Source organism: Roseovarius sp., assembly GCF_048262375.1.
GTDB lineage: Bacteria > Pseudomonadota > Alphaproteobacteria > Rhodobacterales > Rhodobacteraceae > Roseovarius.
Genome location: NZ_JBLXFE010000010.1, coordinates 93,418 through 115,135 on the forward strand (window position 1 = coordinate 93,418; position 21,718 = coordinate 115,135).

General features: G+C 60.2%; 17 protein-coding genes. 8 read left to right on the plus strand and 9 right to left on the minus strand.

From position 1 onward, the window contains the following. Position 1: 1 nt before the first annotated feature. The 5 genes from ACN0SW_RS12620 to ACN0SW_RS12640 form a co-directional block, all read right to left on the minus strand. The gene (locus ACN0SW_RS12620) at positions 2-802 is read right to left on the minus strand and encodes an enoyl-CoA hydratase (RefSeq protein WP_417728284.1); all 801 of its coding nucleotides are present in this window, start codon (positions 800-802) and stop codon (positions 2-4) included. A gap of 21 nt (positions 803-823) precedes the next feature. Further along, positions 824-1,273, minus strand: a complete 450-nt coding sequence (locus ACN0SW_RS12625; RefSeq protein WP_417728285.1) for an OsmC family protein — start codon at positions 1,271-1,273, stop codon at positions 824-826. A gap of 29 nt (positions 1,274-1,302) precedes the next feature. Beyond that, complete coding sequence (locus ACN0SW_RS12630; RefSeq protein ID WP_417728286.1) at positions 1,303-2,463, minus strand: glycine cleavage T C-terminal barrel domain-containing protein; 1,161 nt, start codon at positions 2,461-2,463, stop codon at positions 1,303-1,305. Positions 2,464-2,624: 161 nt separating this feature from the next. After that, positions 2,625-3,116 carry an Lrp/AsnC family transcriptional regulator gene (locus tag ACN0SW_RS12635; protein WP_417728326.1) on the minus strand — a complete coding sequence of 164 codons (492 nt, stop codon included), beginning with the start codon at positions 3,114-3,116 and terminating at the stop codon, positions 2,625-2,627. Between the two features lie 356 nt (positions 3,117-3,472). Then, positions 3,473-5,761 (minus strand): adenosylcobalamin-dependent ribonucleoside-diphosphate reductase, encoded by a 2,289-nt coding sequence (locus ACN0SW_RS12640; protein ID WP_417728287.1) that lies wholly within the window; start codon positions 5,759-5,761, stop codon positions 3,473-3,475. Between the two features lie 91 nt (positions 5,762-5,852). Here ACN0SW_RS12640 and ACN0SW_RS12645 point away from each other — a divergent pair, with 91 nt between their 5' ends. The 3 genes from ACN0SW_RS12645 to ACN0SW_RS12655 all read left to right on the plus strand — a co-directional run bounded on the left by ACN0SW_RS12645 (position 5,853) and on the right by ACN0SW_RS12655 (position 8,135). Then, the gene (locus tag ACN0SW_RS12645) at positions 5,853-6,278 is read left to right on the plus strand and encodes a DUF1489 family protein (protein ID WP_417728288.1); all 426 of its coding nucleotides are present in this window, start codon (positions 5,853-5,855) and stop codon (positions 6,276-6,278) included. A gap of 284 nt (positions 6,279-6,562) precedes the next feature. Then, the gene (locus tag ACN0SW_RS12650) at positions 6,563-7,231 is read left to right on the plus strand and encodes an outer membrane protein (protein WP_417728289.1); all 669 of its coding nucleotides are present in this window, start codon (positions 6,563-6,565) and stop codon (positions 7,229-7,231) included. A gap of 310 nt (positions 7,232-7,541) precedes the next feature. Continuing rightward, positions 7,542-8,135, plus strand: coding sequence for an outer membrane protein (locus tag ACN0SW_RS12655; RefSeq protein WP_417728290.1), 594 nt, complete (start codon positions 7,542-7,544; stop codon positions 8,133-8,135). A gap of 116 nt (positions 8,136-8,251) precedes the next feature. On the opposite strand, the gene hisG is transcribed toward ACN0SW_RS12655, so the two are convergent. Genes hisG through hisS form a run of 3 tightly spaced genes read right to left on the minus strand, consistent with a single transcriptional unit; the run spans position 8,252 to position 11,501 of the window. After that, a complete protein-coding gene (hisG, locus tag ACN0SW_RS12660) occupies positions 8,252-8,947 on the minus strand; it encodes an ATP phosphoribosyltransferase (protein WP_417728291.1) in 696 nt (231 codons plus the stop codon). Then, on the minus strand, positions 8,944-10,029 hold the full coding sequence (locus ACN0SW_RS12665; protein WP_417728292.1) for an ATP phosphoribosyltransferase regulatory subunit: 1,086 nt from the start codon (positions 10,027-10,029) through the stop codon (positions 8,944-8,946). The genes hisG and ACN0SW_RS12665 overlap by 4 nt, the downstream gene beginning before the upstream one ends. Further along, complete coding sequence (hisS, locus tag ACN0SW_RS12670) at positions 10,029-11,501, minus strand: histidine--tRNA ligase (protein ID WP_417728293.1); 1,473 nt, start codon at positions 11,499-11,501, stop codon at positions 10,029-10,031. Before hisS ends, ACN0SW_RS12665 begins: the two co-directional genes overlap by 1 nt. Positions 11,502-11,610: 109 nt before the next feature. Here hisS and ACN0SW_RS12675 point away from each other — a divergent pair, with 109 nt between their 5' ends. Next, positions 11,611-11,805, plus strand: a complete 195-nt coding sequence (locus ACN0SW_RS12675; protein WP_417728294.1) for a SlyX family protein — start codon at positions 11,611-11,613, stop codon at positions 11,803-11,805. Here the strand turns inward: ACN0SW_RS12675 and dnaE are convergent. Further along, positions 11,802-15,302, minus strand: coding sequence for a DNA polymerase III subunit alpha (dnaE, locus tag ACN0SW_RS12680; protein WP_417728295.1), 3,501 nt, complete (start codon positions 15,300-15,302; stop codon positions 11,802-11,804). The genes ACN0SW_RS12675 and dnaE overlap by 4 nt on opposite strands. A 160-nt stretch (positions 15,303-15,462) precedes the next feature. Between dnaE and xdhA the strand changes: the two genes are divergently transcribed. The 4 genes from xdhA to ACN0SW_RS12700 are packed head-to-tail and all read left to right on the plus strand — an operon-like array spanning position 15,463 to position 21,650. After that, on the plus strand, positions 15,463-16,869 hold the full coding sequence (xdhA, locus tag ACN0SW_RS12685) for a xanthine dehydrogenase small subunit (RefSeq protein WP_417728296.1): 1,407 nt from the start codon (positions 15,463-15,465) through the stop codon (positions 16,867-16,869). Beyond that, the gene (xdhB, locus tag ACN0SW_RS12690; protein WP_417728297.1) at positions 16,866-19,217 is read left to right on the plus strand and encodes a xanthine dehydrogenase molybdopterin binding subunit; all 2,352 of its coding nucleotides are present in this window, start codon (positions 16,866-16,868) and stop codon (positions 19,215-19,217) included. The genes xdhA and xdhB overlap by 4 nt, the downstream gene beginning before the upstream one ends. Beyond that, on the plus strand, positions 19,210-20,136 hold the full coding sequence (xdhC, locus tag ACN0SW_RS12695) for a xanthine dehydrogenase accessory protein XdhC (RefSeq protein ID WP_417728298.1): 927 nt from the start codon (positions 19,210-19,212) through the stop codon (positions 20,134-20,136). Before xdhB ends, xdhC begins: the two co-directional genes overlap by 8 nt. Further along, positions 20,133-21,650, plus strand: a complete 1,518-nt coding sequence (locus ACN0SW_RS12700) for an ABC transporter ATP-binding protein (protein WP_417728299.1) — start codon at positions 20,133-20,135, stop codon at positions 21,648-21,650. The genes xdhC and ACN0SW_RS12700 overlap by 4 nt, the downstream gene beginning before the upstream one ends. Positions 21,651-21,718: the final 68 nt, after the last annotated feature.

Genomic DNA, 21,718 nt, shown 5'->3' on the forward strand with positions numbered 1-21,718 from the left:
ATCAGATATCCTGCCACTGAGGGCTGCGTTTTTCGATAAAGGCACCAATACCCTCTTCGGCATCCCGTGCGAGCATATTATCCACCATCACGGCAGAGGCATAGGCATAGGCGTCTGACAGGCCCATCTCCCGCTGCGCATAAAACGCACGTTTTCCGGTGGCCAGGGTCATGCTGGATTTTGATGCAATCTTGCGCGCCATGTCCAGAACCGCCGCGCTCAACGCCTCTGGTGCAGCCACATGATTGACCAGCCCGATTTCAGCCGCGCGCGTGGCTGATGTCATGTCGCCGGTCAGCAGCATCTCCATCGCATGTTTGCCCGCCACATTACGCGACAGCGCCACCATCGGGGTTGAGCAGAACAGCCCGATATGCACCCCCGGCGTGCTGAACTGCGCAGTCTCCGCCGCAATCGCCAGATCGCAACTTGCGACAAGCTGACAGCCAGCGGCGGTTGCAATGCCCGTAACCTCGGCAATGACGGGTTTGGGGCAATTCACAATGGATTGCATGACCCCGGAACAGAGCGCCATGACCTTGGTGAAATAGGCCCGACCACGGTCCGCATTCGCCCGCCCGGCGGTCATCTCCTTGAGATCGTGACCCGCGCAAAACGCAGGCCCGTTCGCCGCCAGAACCACCACCCGGACCGCCGGATTGGCCCCGGCCGCGGCCAAGGCCGCGCCCAGCTCCGCCAGCATCGCCTCGGATAGCGCATTGCGCCGCCCGACATCATTCAACGTCAGGCGCAAGATGCCGTCAGCATCCAGATCACGCAGCAGAATATCGCTTGTTTGCACGGGTCAGATCCCTTCTGACATTCAGAGAATGTTGATTTCCACGCTCTCGGCAAGCGTGTTGGCGATAAAGCAATAGCGATGCGCCCGGTCCTGCATTTCGGCCAGTTTCGCCTCATCCACCGAGAACCCGGTGTCAAAACGCACCACCGGATGCAGATCAATGCGCGTCACCGACATCTGGCCCTTGGTGTTCTTGCCAAGATGAGCGACGGCATAGTCGTGATAGCTTGCCACCGGCCATTTGGCTTTGGCGGCCAGTGCCAGAAATGTCATCATGTGACAGCTCGACAAGGCCGACGCGAGGGCCTGTTCGGGGTTGGTGTTGGCGGGATCACCGCCCCAATCCGGGGCGGCGTCCACTTGGACATCATAGTTGTTGTTGTATTGAACGGTATGCGCGTTCGAATATTTGGCAGCTTCCAAAACTGGTTCAGCGCGCAGCCAGTGCAGCTCGATTGAAAGGTCGGACATGTGTCAGGTCTCTTCTTGGACTGAGGCGCTCAGGCAGCCGCGATTTGCTTCTGGGGATCGTAGAACGGACGGTCAACGATAGTGGCATTTTCCGTACCGACTTCGTTGACAACACCGGATCGGTTCACAACTTTGACCCGTGCGCCCAGATTGGCGTGCTCTGTCGCGACCATCGCCAGCGCGATATTTTGTCCAAGACGTGGCGAATAGACAGCGGACGTGACTTTGCCGATGATCACCCCGTCTTTTTCAATGCGCCAGTAAGAGGTGTTCGGACCTTTCAGCGGCTCACCTTCGATCACCAGACCAATCTGTTTGCGGCTCACGCCCTCTTCCTTGATGCGGCGCAGCGCCGCCTTGCCGATGAAATCAGCCTCCATGTCAAGGTTGACCAGGCGGTCAAGGCCCAGCTCGTAGGGGTTGGTGCTGCTGTCTGCATCCGCATGATAGGACAGCATCCCACCCTCAATCCGGCGGATCGACGAGGTATGGCCGGGCTTCAGGCCGAACGGTGCGCCCGCCGCCATGATCTTTTCCCACAGCTCATCGCCGCGTGACCCATCCTGCAGGTAAAGCTCATAGCCAAGCTCGCTGGACCAGCCGGTGCGCGACACGATCAACGGAATGCCGTCCAATTCAAGCTCGCGCAGCCAGTAGTATTTCAGATCCATGATGCTATCGCCAAACAGCGCCCGCATGATCTCGCCAGATTTGGGCCCTTGCAATTGCAGCGGCGACACATCGGGCTCGCCAATGGTGACATCCAGACCGGCATGCACGGCCACGCCCTGCGCCCAGAGCAGGATGTCGCTATCGGCCAGTGAAATCCAGAAGTGGTTTTCGGCCAGACGCAGCAGGATCGGATCGTTCAGGATACCACCTTCGGCATTGGTGATCAGGATGTATTTGCACTGTCCCACCGCCATCTTGGACAGATCGCGCGAGGTCAACGTCTGGACGAACTTCGCGGCATCCGGTCCAGTGATCTCGACCTGACGCTCAACCGCCACATCGCACAGGATCGCCTCGTTCACGAGGTTCCAGAAGTTTTGCTCCGGGTTGCCAAAGTCACGCGGGATATACATGTGATTGTAAACCGAAAATCCCTTGGCGCCCCAGCGTACCGTGGCTTCGAAATAGGGGGATTTGCGGATCTGTGTGCCAAAGCCAAAGTCGTCTGCTTGTGTCATGGTGTGTGCCCTTGTTTGCCCGTCGCGCCATCCGCGGTGGACTGTCTGAAACTGGCGCTCTTCTAGCGGCGAACCATGGGCCGAGGTGGTCTGAAAAAATGCGCTGCGCAGACTGAACGGACTGTTTTTCGGGGGAAAACGGACCGCAATAGCAGATTGGCTTACTTCCCGTTTTTGGCCGCCAGATTCGCAAGGTTGGGCTGACCCGACTTGACCCTCCGGGTGGCGATATAGGTCATGTAACGGTCGATCCCCAGTTCCGCAGCCTGCATCGCCTCCATCGCGTTCTGGAACTGCGCAAGGCTGGGGCAAATGACCCGCATGACATAATCCATGCCCCCGCCGGTCGCGATGCATTCCGTGATTTCGTCCCGCCCCTTCACATAGTTTTCGAACCGGTCAAAATCCGCTTTTCGATGGTGGGTGAGCGAGACAGTCACGACCACTTCAGTAAAATCGCAGATTTTCTCCAACACGATGTCGGCGTGATAACCACGAATAAACCCCGCAGCCTTCAATCGGTCCAACCGGGCCCAGCATGGTGTTGGTGAAATATTGGCGATCTCGGCCAATCTGGTCTTGCTCAAGGGGCCATTCTGCTGAACCGCATTGAGAATGCGGATATCCGTCGCATCAAGCCCGAGCCTTTTCATCTGTCCGAAACTTTCATAGCGGCACATCCTGGTGCCACAGGACCACAGGCCATGGCCTTAGGCCACAGACTCCCTGCACCGTTTTTACTGTGCCTGTCCTGTGATAATGATCAGTTTGCGACCACTTCTGCAACAACCGCGGCGAATCCATTGCCCCATTTCGGGATAGAAGGGGCGCGGCGATTCCGTTCAGGTCAGACCCTTCAAAGGTTTCGCACACACCGCGCCCCGCTGTCAGGATCGAAAAGATAGAGGTTCTGCTTCGGCTCCGCTCTGTGGCCTTCGTAATCGCCCGCAATGCCAAAGGGCGGATCGGCAAGCCAGATGGTGCCACAAACAGCTGTCAGAGCGGTTGCTCACGCACATTTGCTATGCCCGCAACTTGCACAGGTCATGCAGCCTTCGATCATGCGCATGTCGTATTGACCGCAGGCGGGGCAGGCCGGGCCTTTGCGGCCTCCACCCTGTGCGCTGACCTGCGCGTGCGGGTCTTCCTTAAGGCCCATGCCCTCGCCTTCCAGAAACCCGATCTGCACCAGATGCTGTTCCAGAACGCCACCGATGGCGGCCAGAATGCTGGGCACATATTTGCCCTGCATCCATGCCCCGCCGCGCGGGTCGAACACGGCTTTCAGCTCTTCCACCACAAAGGATACATCGCCGCCTCGCCGGAATACCGCCGAGATCATCCGCGTCAGCGCCACAGTCCAAGCGTAATGCTCCATGTTCTTGGAGTTGATGAATACCTCAAACGGTCGCCGGTGCCCGCCCAGCACGATATCATTGACGGTGACATAGATCGCATGGTTGCTATCGGGCCATTTCAGCTTGTAGGTCGCCCCTTCCAGCTCTTTGGGCCGATCCAGCGGTTCGGACATATAGACGACTTCGCCGCCGGTCGCGGGCACGTCGCCGCGCGCTTGATCCGACGCCTCGCCCGGCACCTTGTCCGAGGTCTCCGAGACGCTCAGCACCGATCCCGTCACATCATTGGGGCGGTAGGTGGTGCAGCCCTTGCAGCCCAGATCCCAAGCCTGCAAATACACATTCTTGAACGCCTCAAAGGAAATATCCTCTGGGCAGTTGATCGTCTTGGAGATGCTGCTGTCGACCCATTTCTGCGCCGCCGCCTGCATCCGGACGTGATCCTCGGGCGGCAGGGTCTGGGCGTTGACGAAATAGGCGGGCAGGGGGGCATCGCCCATCCGGTCGCGCCACATCTGCACGGCGTAATCCACCACCTCTTCTTCACTGCGGCTGCCATCCTTTTGCAGCACCTTGCGGGTATAGCTATAGGCAAACACCGGCTCGATCCCGGATGAGACATTGCCCGCATAGAGGCTGATCGTCCCCGTCGGCGCGATACTCGTCAGCAGCGCGTTGCGAATGCCATGCTCGGCCACGGCCGCGCGCACATCCGCATCCATCGCCTGCATCGTGCCGCTCGCCAGATAGGCATCGCGATCAAATAGTGGAAACGCGCCCTTCTCCCGCGCCAGATCGACGCTCGCGAGATAGGCCGCCCGCGCGATGGCATGCAACCACTCCTCGGTCTGCTGCACGGCCTCGTCCGACCCATAGCGCAGCCCCACCATCAAGAGCGCATCCGCCAGCCCGGTAACGCCCAAACCGATCCGCCGCTTGGCCTGCGCCTCGGCGGCCTGCGCGGGCAAGGGAAAGCCGCTCACATCCACCACATTATCCATCATCCGCACCGCCACGCGCACCAGATCGTCAAGCGCGGCGGCATCCACCTGCGCACCGTCCGCGAACGGCTCTGCCACCAAACGCGCCAGGTTGATCGACCCCAGCAGACAGGCCCCATAGGGCGGCAACGGTTGTTCGCCGCACGGATTTGTGGCCGCGATCGTTTCGCAATAGCTCAGGTTGTTGGCGGCATTGATTCGGTCAATGAAAATCACCCCCGGTTCGGCATAATCATAGGTCGCCTGCATGATCCGGTTCCACAGATCACGCGCCTGCACCGTGTGATAGACGCGCCCATCAAACACCAATTCCCACGGCCCATCCGCCTTGACCGCGTCCATAAAGGCATCGGTGACCAGAACCGACAGGTTGAACATCCGCAGTCGCGCGGGATCGGATTTCGCGGCGATGAACGCCTCGATATCGGGATGATCACAGCGCATGGTGGCCATCATCGCGCCCCGACGGCTGCCAGCCGACATGATCGTGCGGCACATCGCATCCCACACATCCATGAAACTCAGCGGCCCGCTTGCATCGGCCGACACGCCCTTGACCTCGGCCCCCTTGGGCCGGATCGTGCTGAAGTCATAGCCGATGCCACCACCCTGCTGCATGGTCAGCGCGGCTTCGCGCAGGTTATCGAAAATGCCGCCCATGTCGTCGGGCACCGTGCCCATGACGAAACAGTTGAACAGTGTTACCTTGCGCGCCGTACCAGCCCCTGCAGTAATCCGGCCCGCAGGCAGGAATTTGAAATCTTCAAGAGCGGCGTAAAACCGGGCTTCCCAGACCTCCGGCTCTTGTTCGGTCACCGCCAGCGCGCGGGCGATGCGCCGCCAAGTGTCTTCGACGCTGGCATCGCCACCGTCCCCGTTCGTGAACCGGTATTTCATGTTCCAGATCTGTTCGGAAATCGGGGCGGCAAATCGGCTCACGGGATCCTCCATTGGCGGGCAGACGACCACAATAGCTTGAAGCTGCCAGCATTTCCACTACCCTATCTGCTCGGAATGGAGATTCTTTGCCGTGACCCTGCACCTGATCAAACTGAGCGTCGGCACCACCTCGGTCGAGGATCTGGACGACTGGCACAAAGACCCCCGCGCCCAAGGGCCGGACGGGCTGCCGCGCCATGTCACCCGGATGTGGCCCAAGCGTGAGGCGGAATTGCTGGATGGCGGCTCGATCTACTGGGTGATTCAAGGGATTGTGCAATGCCGCCAGCCCATCCTGCGGCTGGATGAGGTGATTGGCAGCGACGGGATTCGCCGCTGCGCCATCGTGCTTGAACCGGGTCTCATCCGCACCGCCACGGTTCAGAAACGCCCCTTTCAGGGCTGGCGCTATCTGCCAGGGCCCGATGCGCCCCCCGATCTTGGCACTGCGCGCGCCAATGACGATACCCTGCCCCCCGCGCTCTCGGCGGCGCTGGCGGATATCGGCGTGCTGTGATTTGGTCTTAAGAGGACGTTGGCCCCAAGCGCCTGCGCGCGGAATCAAGGCCCCGTTGCACAGTGCCCGTCCACCCCACCGGGCGGGTGCGTTGGCTGCGGTTCAACTCATGCGCCCAACGCCCCTCCAGCCCAGTTCCCCGCCCTCCCTCGGACGGTGGACCATCCCGGCACACGCCGCATCACCCGCTCTTGATCCGCCGCGACGGCACCTTTCATTGAAAACGCGCCCCGGACACCCGACCTAAGTTCCATCAGATCGGCACACCTGAAAGGATCAGTTCCATGCGCGTTCCCCTCCCGATTTTTGCCACAACGGCCCTTGCCCTCGCCACTCCCGCTCTCGCTCAGAGCACGGTTGACGCAGCCCGCTTTCCAAACTTGCCCGCAGCCACCGGATACGATCCGTCCCCCGCCCACAGCTTTGACAATGCGCCCACTGTATCGCGCGGCGCGGGATCAGTTTTTTCCTCTCAGGGGACCGCTATCGGCAGAAATGTCAACTGGACCGGCTTTTATATCGGTGGCCAATTGGGCGTAGCCTTTGGCGATAGTGATACCTCTGGCAATGACGAAACGGCCATTGGCGGCATCACCGCAGGCTATGATTACGATTTCGGCCGTTGGGTGCTTGGTGGTGCGCTCGATTACGACTTTACCGATTTCGACATCGCGCCGGCCAGCTCGCTCGAAGAGATTTTTCGCGTCAAGGTGCGGGGCGGTCCCAAGATCGGTCGCGGGTTGCTCTACGGCGCCGGCGGCTACGCCTATGCGGACACTGATAATCTCGGTGACGATGACGGGTGGTTCCTCGGGGCGGGGTACGAATACTTGGTCAACGACCAGTTCTCTGTCGGCGGAGAAGTGCTCTACCACGAGTTCGACAACTTCAACTCGACCGGCAACGATGTCGAGGCCACCACGGTTCAGATCCGCGCTACGTTCCGTTTTTGAACGGGCGTGACGCGGCAAACAGGCGGGTGTGTCCTCCAGCGCGCCCGCCATTTGTCATTCAAGAGGGCGCTGCAAATATTCATCAAAAGGTTGCGTTTTCCACACGATGTCTCGCAAAAATCCGCCGAAAACTGTTTTATTTCAGCAATTCCCTGCCGCTCAAGGGCGGCTGACCTGCTTGCCATGGCGCAGCACTTGTTCCGCCACAATCACGATCCGATATAGGTCAGGACGGTGCGAACCGTATGTCTATGGGTCTTTTCTCCCCTCCCCGGCCCGACCGGCATAAACTGACTGAAAGGAATACAAGATGCTGAAAACAACAACAGCGCTGATGACCGCAACCGCATTGATGGCAGCCCCGGCTTTTGCTGGCAACATTCAGGAACCCGCCGCTGAGCCGGTGATCGCAGCACCGGTTGCACCCCCCGTCCCCACCAGCCCCAACTGGACCGGTTTCTATGGTGGTGCGCAGCTTGGCTATGGCAACGTGGATACAGACCTCGCGGGCATCAACGGTGATGGTCTGATCGGCGGTCTGATCGCCGGGTACGATTATGACATGGGCAACAATTGGGTGATCGGTGCCGGTGTGGATTACGATTTTGCCGACATTGATCTTGGGCCTGCCGCAACGCTGGAGAATATCTTCCGCGCCAAGGCGCGCGCCGGTTACAAAATCGGCAACGGCTTGCTCTATGGCACTGGCGGCTACGCTTGGGCTGATACTGATAATGTGGGTGACGATGACGGCTACTTCATCGGCGCAGGCTACGAACACATGCTGACCCAAAACCTCTCTCTGGGTGCCGAGGTGCTCTATCACCAGTTTGATGATTTCGGCACGACTGGCACCGATGTCGAGGCGACCACCGTGCAGGCGCGGGCCTCGTTGCGCTTCTGAATTAGCGGTCTGAGTGGAAAGTTTAAGGGCGGTCCCGCGAGGGCCGCCCTTATGTTTAGTGTGGACACCGTGCGACCGTACGGTTTAACCGCACAAACGTACAGCCCCCTCAAACTTCAATCCAGATTGAGCCGCTCTTTCAGAGCCTTCAGCGTGTGCCGATCGGCGTCTTCCATCGGCGCGACCCGTGACTTGAATAGTGTCGCCTGCGACTTCAGGATAAGCCCGTCTTCCAATAATTTCAAATGGTTAGCCCGCAGTGTATCACCGGTTGAGGTGATGTCGGCAACCGCCTCGGCCGTTTCGTTCTTGACCGTGCCCTCGGTGGCACCCTGACTGTCCACCAATTGATAATCCGCCACCCCATTCTCGCGCAGGAAATCCCGCACAAGACGATGGTATTTTGTGGCAATTCTTAAACGAAATCCGTGCTTTAGCCGGAATGCGGCGGCAGCGGCGTCAAGGTCATCCAGATGGCTTACATCGACCCAGCAGCGTGGCACCGCCAGCACCAGATCGGCCTGCCCGAACCCCAGTTCCGCCAATTCCGCCACCTGATTTTGCCACTGCCCCAGCTTTTCGCGCACAAGGTCCGTTCCCGTGACCCCCAAATGGATGCGTCCGGCCGCAAGCTCACGCGGGATTTCCCCAGCGGATAGCAGTATTAATTCAACATTATCAATACCTTGGACAAATCCGGCATATTCGCGCTCCGATCCCGCACGCCCCAGCTCAATGCCATGCTTGCCGAACCAGTCAAAAGTCTTTTCCATCAGCCGCCCCTTGGACGGCACTCCCAGCTTCAGGGTCATTTTGCACTCCCCAGGCTCAAAACCAGCCCGGGACGGATCACCCCCCCCACAGCCGGAATTTCGCGTCCCCGACCCAACTGCCGGGTCAGTGCATCATAGCGCCCGCCGGTGGCGACAGGTGGCAGGTCAGGGCGATTTTCCGCATAAAAACCAAAGACAAAGCCGTCATAGTATTCCATTTGCGTGCGCCCGTAACTGGCTTCGAAATCCAGTTTTGTGATGTCGATCCCGCGTTCCGTCATCGCCTCCAGCCGCCGCGCCAGACGGTCCACCGCCCCCTGAATCGCGGGCATATCCACCGCAATATCGCGCAACCGTTCCAGTGCATTGTCGCTGGTTTCGCGCACGGCGAGGATCGCATCCAGCAATTGCACCTCGGACGCAGAGATAGGTCCCGCTATAGCGTCTTCGCGTAACGCATTGATACGAATTGATATTTCATCAGGGCCGCGTAGCCCGATCAGTGGTTCTGCCCCGGCCATCGGATCTGCCAAGGCCAACAACGCCCTCCGCGCCTCGGGTACGATGGAGCGCCCCGAAAACCGATCCATCAGGGCACGAAACCGCCGTGGCCGCCAGATATGCCGCCGGAGCGCTGCCTTGCGCCGATCCGTTGTGCGCAGGCCCTCAACCGCCGCCATCAATATTCCGATATCCCCGGTCGCCGCACGTAGGTCAAGCGGACGCAGGATATTGAAAAACATGGAAAAAACTTCGCTATCTGCCGCCTCTGGCGCCTCGCGCTCAAAGATCTCATAGCCGACTTGGGTGTATTCATTGGCGCGCGCGGCGTCCTCTTCCTGCCGTCGAAACACCTCGCCGGAATAGGTATACCGCGCCGGTTCCGCCCCATGCTCCATATGCATCTGCACCACTGGCACGGTGAAATCCGGGCGCAGCATCTGTTCCCCCCGCAACGCATCCGAGGTCACATAGGCGCGCGCACGAATATCCTCGCCATAGAGGTCTAGCAGTACCTCGGCGGGTTGCAGGACAGAGGTTTCAACCGGCAGCGCACCCGCCGTCTCAAACAGGGTACGCAGGCGGGTGGCTTCGGCCCGGATGGCGGCACGCTCGGGCATCAGCCTTGCTCCGTCAGAATTTCACGCACCTTTTCAATAAGTTGCGTGCGCGATACCTCATATTGGCTGGGGCGTTCTTTCCATTCTTCCAGCGTCGCATTTTCGGCAATCTGCTTGCCAAGGATCAAATCCTTGATCTGCACCACGCCGCGTGCCTTTTCGTCACCACCCTCGATGATCGCCACGGGACTGTCGCGCCGGTCGGCATATTTCATCTGGTTGCCGAAATTCTTGGGGTTGCCGAGATACACTTCGGCGCGAATACCTGCCTGACGCAATTCGCCCACCATCGCCTGATAATCGGCCATCCGGTCGCGGTCCATCACGGTCACAACCACCGGGCCACGCTCTGCGCCACTGACCTTGCCCTTGGCATGCAGCGCTGCGAGCAGGCGATCCACCCCGATGGAAACCCCCACCGCCGGCACTTGCTGCCCGGTAAAGCGCGCCACAAGGTCGTCATATCGCCCGCCCCCGGCGACGCTGCCAAACTGGCGCGGGCGGCCTTTTTCGTCCAATATTTCAAAGGTCAACTCCGCCTCGAACACCGGGCCGGTGTAGTAGCCAAGCCCGCGCACGACGGAGGGGTCGATCACGATGCGGTCGCGGCCGTAGCCTTGGGCGTCGAGAAGGGTCGCGATTTCTTCGAGCTCGTTGACGCCCTGCGCTCCCATGACCGAGGCGCCGACCGCTGCGCGCAGATTGGCAATAGTTGCCAGAGTATCGACCCCTTTGTAGGTCAGAAATGCCAGCACCGGCGCGGCTTGATCGTCGTTCAGCCCAACACCGTCGATATATGCCCCCGACGCATCGAGCCGCCCCTTGCCCAGCAATTCCCGCACGCCAGACTCACCCACCTTGTCAAACTTGTCGATGGTGCGCAGGACGGCGGCCTGTTGGTCAGGGTCAGTGACGCCCGTCGCCTCCAGCACCCCATTCAGAACTTTGCGGTTATTCACCCGCACCACGTAGTCGCCGCGCGGGATGCCGACCTCTTCCAGAGCATCCGCCAGCATCGCGCAAATCTCGGCATCGGCGGCCATCGACGCCGTGCCAACCGTATCCGCATCACATTGATAAAACTGACGAAACCGGCCCGGTCCCGGCTTTTCATTGCGCCAGACCGGACCCATGGCATAGCGCCGATAGGGCGTCGGCAGATCGTTGCGGTGCTGCGCATAAACCCGCGCGAGCGGCGCAGTCAGGTCATAGCGCAGCGCCAGCCATTTCTCGTCCTCGTCCTGCCAGGCAAAGACACCCTCGTTGGGCCGGTCCACATCTGGCAGAAACTTGCCAAGCGCCTCAACCGTCTCCACAGCACTCGATTCCAGCGCGTCAAAGCCATAGCGATGATAGACCCCGGCAATTGCGTTCAGCATCGTGGCGCGCGTCGTCACCTCTGCGCCGAAATAATCGCGGAAACCCTTGGGCGTTTCGGCCTTGGGGCGGGGCTCTTTCTTGGGCTTGGCCATGGCATGCGTCCTTGCGGCATCTGTCGTGGCGCGGTCTAGCCCAAGGGCCGCGCCGGGGCAAGGCGGCTGCGCGATTGACCACGCGAGCGTCCCGGCGTAGAGCGACACTATGAGCGATATTGAAGAAAAACTGGCCCACCTGATCCGCGCAGTCGATGACCTGTCGGACGTGGTCGCACGCCAAGACCGCGAAATCGTTAGCCTGCGCCTGCGGGTTGAGAGACTGACCGCGCGTGAGGCCGCGCGGCAAGGCGAGAGTGACGGCGGCGTAATTCTAGGCGATGAGCGCCCGCCGCATTACTAGATCTCTTCGACCATCACCACGCCAGTGAGGCTCTTGATCGCACCCTTGATCTGTGGCGTCACCGGGTATTCGGCGCCGCTGTCGATCTCGACCTCTCCGGGCAGGCCTGCGCCCATCAGGCAAAAATGGACCGGGCCGGGCTGCGCGCCGCGTGCGGATTTGCCGGCGTTTTGCAACACTATGGCAACTGATCCGATAGCCGCCGGCTGATCCACAAAAATCCGTAGGCCAACCGCCCCGGCACCTGCCACCATCCCGTCAATCGGTTGCACGGCACGGCAGAGCAGTTTCAACTGATCCGACTCCATTGTCGCCTCGGCGGTGATCACCACCTGCGCCCCGGTTTCCAGAAACTCCCGACATTTCTCAAGCGTTTCTGAGAAGATAGTTACTTCGTAGCCGCCGGTGGTATCGCTGAGTTGCGCAAAGGCAAAGCGGTTGCCACGCGCCGATTTTCGTTCCTGCCGCCCAGCCACCACACCCGCCATCTTGACCAGCGCCGGACCACGTTCGGCCTGAGCCATCACCTCGTCCAGCGTCTTGACGTCCTGCCGCCGCAGCACGGTCATGTAATCGTCAAGCGGATGCCCCGAGAGGTAAAATCCCACGGCCTTGAATTCCTCGGTCAATCGCTCGGCGGGCAGCCAGTCTTCAACCGGCGCCAGGCGCGGTTCCGGCAGGTCATCGCCCGCCTCGCCAAAGAGCGAGACCTGGTTGGAGTTTTTCTGTTCATGGATCGCCGCCGAATAGCTCATCAGCGCTTCGATGCTCTCGAACACGCGGCGGCGGTTGCGGTCGAGCGCGTCAAACGCCCCTGCACGCGCCAGCATTTCCAGCGGACGCTTGCCGACCCGCTTGAGATCAACCCGCTGCGCCACCTCAAATAGGGTCGTGAATGCTTTCTCTCCACGCCCCAGCGTGATCAGCTTCATCGCCTCGACGCCCACATTCTTGAGCGCCCCCAATGCGTAATGCAGCACGCCATCGCGCACGTCGAACGTGGCCTCGGAGCGGTTGACGCAAGGGGCGGCCCAATCCAGACCCAGCCCCTTTTTCACCTCTTGAAAATACACCGCCAGCTTGTCCGTCAGGTGTATATCGCAATTCATCACACCGGCCATGAATTCCACCGGATGGTTAGCCTTGAGCCAAGCGGTCTGATAGCTGACCACCGCATAGGCCGCCGCGTGCGATTTGTTGAAGCCGTAGTTGGCGAACTTCTCAAGCAAGTCAAAGACCTCGCTGGCCTTTTTCTTGTCGACGCCATTCTCCATCGCGCCTTTCTCGAATTTTGGGCGCTCCTTGGCCATTTCCTCGGCGATCTTCTTGCCCATGGCGCGGCGCAAGAGGTCGGCACCGCCAAGGCTATACCCCGCCATAACCTGCGCGATCTGCATCACCTGTTCCTGATAGACGATGATGCCTTGGGTTTCCTCGAGGATATGGTCAATCGACGGATGGATTGACTCAAGCTCCTTGAGGCCGTTTTTAACTTCACAATAGGTCGGGATATTCTCCATCGGACCCGGACGGTAGAGCGCGACGAGCGCCACGATGTCTTCGATGCAGGTGGGTTTCATGCGCTTGAGCGCATCCATCATGCCGCTGGATTCCACTTGGAACACCGCCACCGTCTTGGCGCTGGCATAGAGCTGATAGGCTTTCTCGTCATCGAGCGGGATCGCCCCGATGTCATACTCAAAGCCCTCGGGCGGCTGATAAAGCACCGTCCCATCCGCCGCCACGTTCAGCGGGCGGCCCGCCTTGCGGATCATGTCCACCGCGTTCTGGATCACGGTCAGGGTCTTGAGGCCGAGAAAGTCGAACTTGACCAGCCCGGCCTGTTCCACCCATTTCATGTTGAACTGCGTGGCCGGCATGTCCGAACGCGGGTCCTGATAGACCGGCACCAGCTCATCCAGAGGCCGGTCGCCAATCACCACGCCAGCGGCATGGGTCGAGGCGTTGCGCAACAGTCCCTCGACTTGTTGCGCATAGGTCAGGAGGCGGTCCACGACTTCTTCATTCTTGGCTTCTTCGCGCAGGCGCGGCTCATCGGCTAGGGCCTTTTCGATGCTCACCGGCTTGACGCCTTCGACGGGGATCATCTTGGACAACCGATCCACCTGCCCATAGGGCATTTGCAGCACGCGCCCGATGTCGCGCACGGCGGCCTTGGACAAGAGCGCCCCAAAGGTGATGATCTGCCCCACACGGTCACGACCGTATTTCTCTTGTACATACTGGATCACCTCCTCGCGGCGATCCATACAAAAGTCGATGTCAAAGTCGGGCATGCTGACCCGCTCTGGATTGAGAAAGCGCTCGAACAGAAGGCTATAGCGCAGCGGATCAAGGTCGGTGATTGTCAGCGCATAGGCCACCAGACTGCCTGCGCCCGAGCCGCGTCCCGGTCCCACCGGGATGTCGTGATCCTTGGCCCATTTGATGAAGTCTGCCACGATCAGGAAATAGCCGGGAAAGCCCATGCCTTCGATGATTCCCAGCTCGAATTCCAGTCGCTTTTCATAATCTTCCACCGGAGTGGCATGGGGGATCACGGCCAGTCTTGCTGTAAGCCCCGCCCGCGCCTGACGGCGAAGCTCCTCGACTTCGTCATCGGCGAATTTGGGCAGGATCGGATCTCGTTTGTATGCGCCAAAGGCGCAGCGTTTGGCAATTTCAACAGAGTTCTCTAGGGCTTCCGGAAGATCGGCAAAGAGCGCTGCCATCTCGTCCTGACTCTTGAAATAGTGCTGCGGGGTCAGGCGGCGACGCGGCGCGCTCTGATCGACATAGGCACCCTCAGCCACGCAGAGCATGGCGTCATGCGCCTCGTACATGTCTGATTTCGGGAAATAGACATCGTTGGTCGCTACCAGCGGCAGGTCCATCGCATAAGCCATCTCAACCAAGCCGCGCTCGGTCAGGCGCTCGGCCTCGGGTGCGCCACCCTCGCCGGGGTGACGCTGCAATTCCACATAGAGCCTGTCGCCAAACGCCTGCGCCAGCCGCTGCATCAGGGTCTCTGCCGCCGGGCGTTGACCGCTCTGCAAAAGACGGCCGACTGGACCGTCTGGCCCACCAGTCAGGCAGATAACGCCTTCGGAATGCCGCTCCAACTCCTCAACCGTCGCATGTGGCAGGCTTCCGTCGCCACGCAGGTAGAGACAAGAGTTGACCTTCATGAGGTTTTCATAACCTCGCGCATTTTGCGCTAAAAGAACCAAGGGTGCGGGCGGTTTCGCTCGCTCTCCGGGGGCTGGCGTCAGATAATTCAGATCAACTTGACAACCCATGATTGGCTGCACGCCCGCCCCTTGCGCACTGACAGAAAACTCAAGGGCGGCAAACATGTTATTGGTGTCGGTCACGGCCACGGCGGGCATGCCCGCCGCTGCGCAGAGACTGGGCAGCTTCTTGAGCCGCATTGCTCCTTCGAGCAGAGAGTATTCGGTATGCACCCGAAGGTGAATGAATCGGGGGACAGTGCTCATGCCATCTACCCTAGCCGTGGTCGCGGGCGAACAAAAGACTTGCCAAACCATACGCCCCCCGCTTTCATCGAGGAATGACTTGGCAATCCCGCCGCCTTCTACGCCGCATCGAAGGTCAGGCAGCACGGGGCGGTATCGGTAACGCGGCAGGCATCGGCTCATGAACCTCACGTTTCTTCTGAATGGAGAGACCGTGGCGCTGCGGGATGTGGCTCCGACGATGACCTTGCTCGAATGGTTGCGCGAAGAACGGGGGCTCACCGGCACCAAAGAAGGCTGCAACGAGGGCGATTGCGGTGCCTGCACGGTGATCGTGAGCGACCAGAACGGGCCGCGCGCGCTCAATGCCTGCATTCTCTTTTTGCCACAGTTGGAAGGCCGCGTGGTGCGCACCGTAGAGGGGATCAGCGGACCCGGTGGCGCATTACACCCCGTTCAACAGGCAATGATTGACCATCATGGTTCGCAATGCGGATTTTGCACGCCGGGATTCGTCACCTCAATGGCCTGCGCCCATCTCAAGGGCGAGAGGGATCACGACCGCGTTCTGGCGGGCAATCTTTGTCGCTGCACGGGATATGCGCCGATCATCCGCGCCGCTCGCGCCGCCGAGGCTGCGCCAGTCCCCGACTGGATGCAAAACGACCATGGTGTCATCTGGCCAAAAGTACCTTCAGGGGGGACCATAGGACGAGGGTCGGACAGCCCCCCTGCGTCGCTGCACCCCCGAACGGCGGATGAGGTGGCGGAGCTTTACGCCGCCAACCCGCGCGCCACGCTGATTGCCGGGGCGACCGATGTGGGTCTATGGGTGACAAAACAGTTGCGGGGCTTGGACCTGCCGATTTTTCTCGGCGGCTGCGCCGATCTGCAAGAGATTGCTGTCACAGAATCAGAGATACGCCTCGGGGCTGGTGTGACGATTGCGACCTTGATGGGGGTGATTGCTCCTTATCATCCCTCTTATGCCGCGATGTTGCGGCGCTACGGATCGGAGCAGGTGCGCAGCGCCGCCACCTTGGGTGGCAATATCGCCAATGGCTCGCCCATTGGGGACAACGCGCCCGCGCTCATCGCCCTCGGTGCAAGGCTGCATTTGCGGCACGGAAATACGCGCCGCACGATTCCGCTTGAGGATTTCTTCCTCGAGTATGGCAAACAGGACCGTGCGCGCGGCGAGTTTGTCGAGGCGGTCAGCCTACCGCGTCAAGAGGATCATTTGCGTTGCTACAAGGTTTCCAAGCGTTTTGATCAGGATATCTCGGCGGTTTTGGGGTGTTTCAACATCACTGTTGAGGCCGGTCGAGTCATCGCTGCGCGGATCGCCTTTGGTGGCATGGCTGGCATTCCAAAGCGTGCGTCTCATGTCGAGGCTGCATTGATCGGGGCTGCATGGGACAAGATCACAATCGAGGCAACCTATGACCAATGGTCGATGGATTTTGCGCCGCTCTCAGACATGCGCGCCTCTGCTGCCTATCGACTTGCAACAGCACGTCATTTGCTGATGCGCTGCTTTCTCGAGGATCAGGGGGCTATCATCTCTGTGCTAGAGGTGCGACCATGAGCGTGGCCAAGCCGCTGCCGCACGACTCCGCCCGTCTGCATGTGACGGGAGAGGCCCGCTATGTCGATGATATTCCCTGTCCGCGCAATACATTGCATCTGGCATTTGGTCTAAGCCAAATCGCTTGTGGACAGATCACCACGATGGACCTGTCTGAGGTGCGCTCTGCCCCCGGTGTCATCGCTGTGCTGACGGCCGCCGATCTTCCATACAGGGCGGATACGTCGCCTTCGGCCCGCGACGAGCCGCTCCTGAGCGAGGGAGAAATCTGCTATCATGGCCAGCCGATGTTTTTGGTTGTCGCCACAAGCCACATAGCGGCGCGTCGGGCCGCGAAACTTGGCAATGTGACCTGTTCGGAAAGGCCCCCGATACTGACCATCGACGAGGCTCTGGCCGCCAATAGCAGGTTTGAGGAGGGGCCTCGTATCTGGCAAAAAGGCGACGTTGCCGCTGCCATTGCCGCGGCCCCCCATGTGGTCGAGGGTATGATTGAGATGGGTGGGCAAGAGCATTTCTATCTAGAAGGCCAAGCCGCGATCGCCTTACCACAGGAGGGGGGCGATATGGTGATCCACGCCTCGACCCAACACCCGACCGAGGTGCAGCACAAGGTGGCTGATGCCATCGGTCGCGCCATGCATTCGGTGAGGGTCGAGACCCGGCGCATGGGAGGGGGGTTTGGTGGCAAGGAAAGTCAGGCCAACGCCCCAGCCGTCGCCTGTGCCGTGGCGTCAATGATCACGGGGCAGCCCTGCAAGATGCGCTATGACCGCGATGACGACATGGCGATCACCGGCAAGCGGCATGATTTCCGCATCTCTTATCGCGCGGGGGCCGATTCAGAGGGGCGGCTCGTAGGTGTGGATTTTATCCATTTCGTCCGATGTGGCTGGTCGCAGGATCTGTCTCTGCCGGTGGCCGATCGCGCTATGCTGCACGCAGACAATGCCTATCATCTTCCCACCGCGCGGATCGAAAGCCACCGTCTGCGCACGAATACCGCCTCTGCCACGGCGTTTCGCGGCTTTGGCGGGCCACAGGGGATGCTGGGGATCGAGCGGGTGATGGACCATGTGGCGCATCATCTGGGGCTTGATCCGCTTTTGGTGCGGCAACGCAATTACTATGCCGCCAAGGAAGGAGGGGGGCTGTCTGCCCCCCGCGCTGCGCGCCCCCCCGAAGGTGTTTCTGGCCAGATGAAAATACAGGTCACACCTTATCACCAGCCGGTTGAAGATTTTATCCTGCACGAGATGACAGAGGCGCTGGTTGTTTCGTCCGAATATCGAGAGCGGCGGGCGGCTGTGACCGAGTGGAATGCCCGAAATCCCCTGCTCAAGAGAGGACTTGCGCTGACGCCGGTCAAGTTCGGGATATCTTTCACGCTCAGTCACCTAAATCAGGCGGGCGCGCTTGTGCATGTTTATCAGGATGGTTCAGTGCATCTCAACCATGGGGGCACTGAGATGGGGCAGGGGTTGTTTCAGAAGGTAGCACAGGTCGCTGCCGCACGCTTTGGTTTGCCGCTTGAGGCGGTCAGGATTACTGCAACTGATACGGCCAAGGTCCCAAATACCTCAGCCACCGCAGCGAGTTCGGGAAGCGACCTCAATGGCATGGCGGTCAAGATGGCCTGCGATACGATCCGAGAGCGGATGGTTGGATTTCTGGCTCAGTATCATCAGGTCGCGCCAGAGCAGGTGCGGTTCGATGACGGTGCTGTGCAGGTGGGCAACCATAGCCTGAGGTTCGCAGCGGCTGCCAAGCTGTGCTATGAGCATCGCGTCAGCCTGTCCTCGACCGGATTTTACAAAACTCCAGATCTTGCTTGGGACAGGATCCGGGGTGAGGGACGACCCTTCTATTATTTCGCCTATGGCGCTGCCGTGACAGAGGTGGTGGTTGACGGGCTTACGGGCGAAAATCGCCTCTTGCGCACCGATATCCTGCATGATTGCGGGGCCTCTCTGAACCCCAGGCTTGATATCGGGCAAATTGAAGGTGGCTATGTTCAGGGCGCGGGCTGGATGACGGTTGAGGAACTGGTATGGGATACCGCCGGATGCCTGCGCACGCACGCGCCGTCCACCTACAAGATACCGGCCTGTTCGGACCGACCTGAGATTTTTAATGTGGCGCTTTGGGACGGTCGGAACGTCCAAGAGACGATCTATCGCTCCAAGGCCGTGGGCGAGCCTCCGTTCATGTTGGGGATTTCGGCGCTGATGGCGCTCAGCGATGCCGTTGCGGCATTCGGGCCGGGGTATCCGGCGCTGGACGCGCCTGCGACACCGGAACGGCTGTTCTTGGCTATTGAACGTCAAAGGAGGAGCGCCCATGCGTGACCTTGAGGACCTACGCGCGACGGTCGCGCGCGAGGGCCGAATCGTGCGCGTGATGGTGGTGGAGACGCGTGGGTCCACGCCACGTGCGGCAGGAGCTGCGATGCTGGTTTGGCAAGATGGGCAATCGGGCAGTATTGGGGGTGGACGGCTCGAACATGAGGCGACGCATGACGCGCGCGTAATGTTGGCGGGAGGCGGGCATAGGCGCGTGCTCCGGCAGGCGCTTGGGCCTGCGTTGGGTCAGTGCTGCGGCGGAGCCGTGGTGCTGGTGTTTGAGGCATTTGAGAGTTCTGACGTTGAAAGAGCGACGGAGGCACTGACGCATTCCGGATGCTGGGCGCGGCCTATCGAAAAAGGCGACGGCAACCCGCCAAACGCGGCATTGAGCGATATCGGACCACCGGTTGAGTGGTCCGATGGCTGGTTGATCGAGCGACGGTCAGCGGTGCGCCCGGTGGTGATCCATGGTGCAGGCCATGTCGGACGTGCATTGGCCCTTGTTTTGGCACCTCTGCCTGATCTGGGGATTATGCTGGCTGATGCCCGAACTGAACTGCTGCAGGGGCTGCCCATGCGGATCGAACTGAGCAACGATCCTCTGAGGGCGATAACCAAAGCCCCCGATACTGCCGCGCATGTTATCGTGACCCATGATCATGCGCTTGATCTAGAGCTGTGCCATCGCCTGCTGTCACGCCATTTTGCCGGCGCGGGGCTGATTGGCTCTGCAAGCAAATGGACCCGGTTTCGCCAGCGGCTGCTTGCGCTTGGGCATGCAGATACGCAGATTTCGAGGATTTCTTGCCCGATTGGTGATCCCGACTTGGGTAAACACCCGCAGGCCATTGCGCTTGGTGTTGCTGCCGCGATAATCAAGGGGGCGGATGCAAAGGCTACAGACCGAAGGAGAACGGCGTGACAGGCAATTTGCTGACCGTCTCGGGCTTGACCAAGGCATACCCCGGGGTTGTCGCAAATGACGCCGTGTCTTTTGCTCTGCGCGAGGGAGAGGTGCACGCCCTTCTGGGCGAGAATGGCGCGGGGAAATCGACACTCGTCAAGATGATCTATGGTCTTGTCAAACCTGACAGCGGCGCGATGATCCTGCGCGGCGCGCCTTATGCACCGTCTGATCCGCACAGCGCTCGCACGTCAGGCGTGGCCATGGTGTTTCAGCATTTCTCTCTCTTTGATGCGATGAGCGTGGCAGAGAATGTAGCGCTTGGGATGGAGAAACCGCCACGTCTACGCGACCTTGAAACCCGCATCCGTGAGGTCTCTGAGACCTATGGATTGCCGCTTGACCCGAACCGGATAGTTGGTGATCTCTCTGCGGGCGAGCGACAGCGGGTCGAGATCATCCGGTGCCTCTTGCAGGACCCGCGCCTCTTGATCATGGATGAACCTACCTCGGTGCTGACGCCGCAAGAGGTAGAGATTCTGTCTCAGACTCTGCGCAAACTGACGGCCGAAGGGGTGGCAATCCTCTATATCTCGCACAAGCTGGAAGAAATCCGGGCCCTTTGCGATCATGCTACAATCCTGCGGCAAGGTAAGAATGTGGGAACTTGTGTGCCACGCGACACCTCCGCGCGCGAAATGGCTGAAATGATGGTTGGATCGGCCTTTGCCCCGCCTGCGCGCACCTCGCGCGAACTGGGTCCTGTCGCGTTGGATGTCGAGGGGCTCTCTGTTGCAGCACCGGCGCAGTTTGGCACGTCGCTGAAATCCATTAGCTTTGCAGTGCGCGCCGGAGAAATCCTGGGGATCGGCGGCGTTGCGGGCAATGGGCAGGATGAATTGCTTGCTGCGCTGTCGGGCGAAATGCTGGCTGAGGCGGGGGCGATCCGTCTGCACGGGGACCTGATTGGACATCTTGGACCAGCGCCCCGGCGTGTCTTGGGGCTTTTGACCGCTCCCGAGGAACGGCTGGGCCATGCCGCAGCACCGGACATGAGCCTGACAGAGAACGCGATCCTGACGGCGGTGGTGCGCGAAAACCTGACGCAGAGCGGCTTTGTGAGATGGGATGCGGCAGAGGACTTTACCCGCCGCATAATCAAGGCCTTTGACGTCCGCACGCCGGGACCAGTTACTGCGGCGCGGGCGCTTTCAGGGGGTAACTTGCAGAAATTCGTTATCGGTCGCGAAGTATTGCAACGGCCCGAAGTATTGGTTGTCAATCAACCCACTTGGGGGGTCGATGCCGCCGCCGCGGCTGCGATCCGACAAGCGTTGTTGAACCTTGCCGCCGGCGGTGCCGCCGTGATTTGCATTAGCCAGGATCTTGATGAGTTGATGGAAATCTCCGACCGGTTTGGCGCACTCAACGAAGGCCGACTTTCCGAGATAAGGCCGACACATGGTCTGAGCGTAGAGGAAATCGGATTGATGATGGGCGGTGCGCACGACATGGAGGTGGCGCATGTTTGATCCCTTGTGTCTGCGTATTTCAATCCAGAAGCAGGCTGATGACGTTATTCTTGGTGGCCACGATCGCG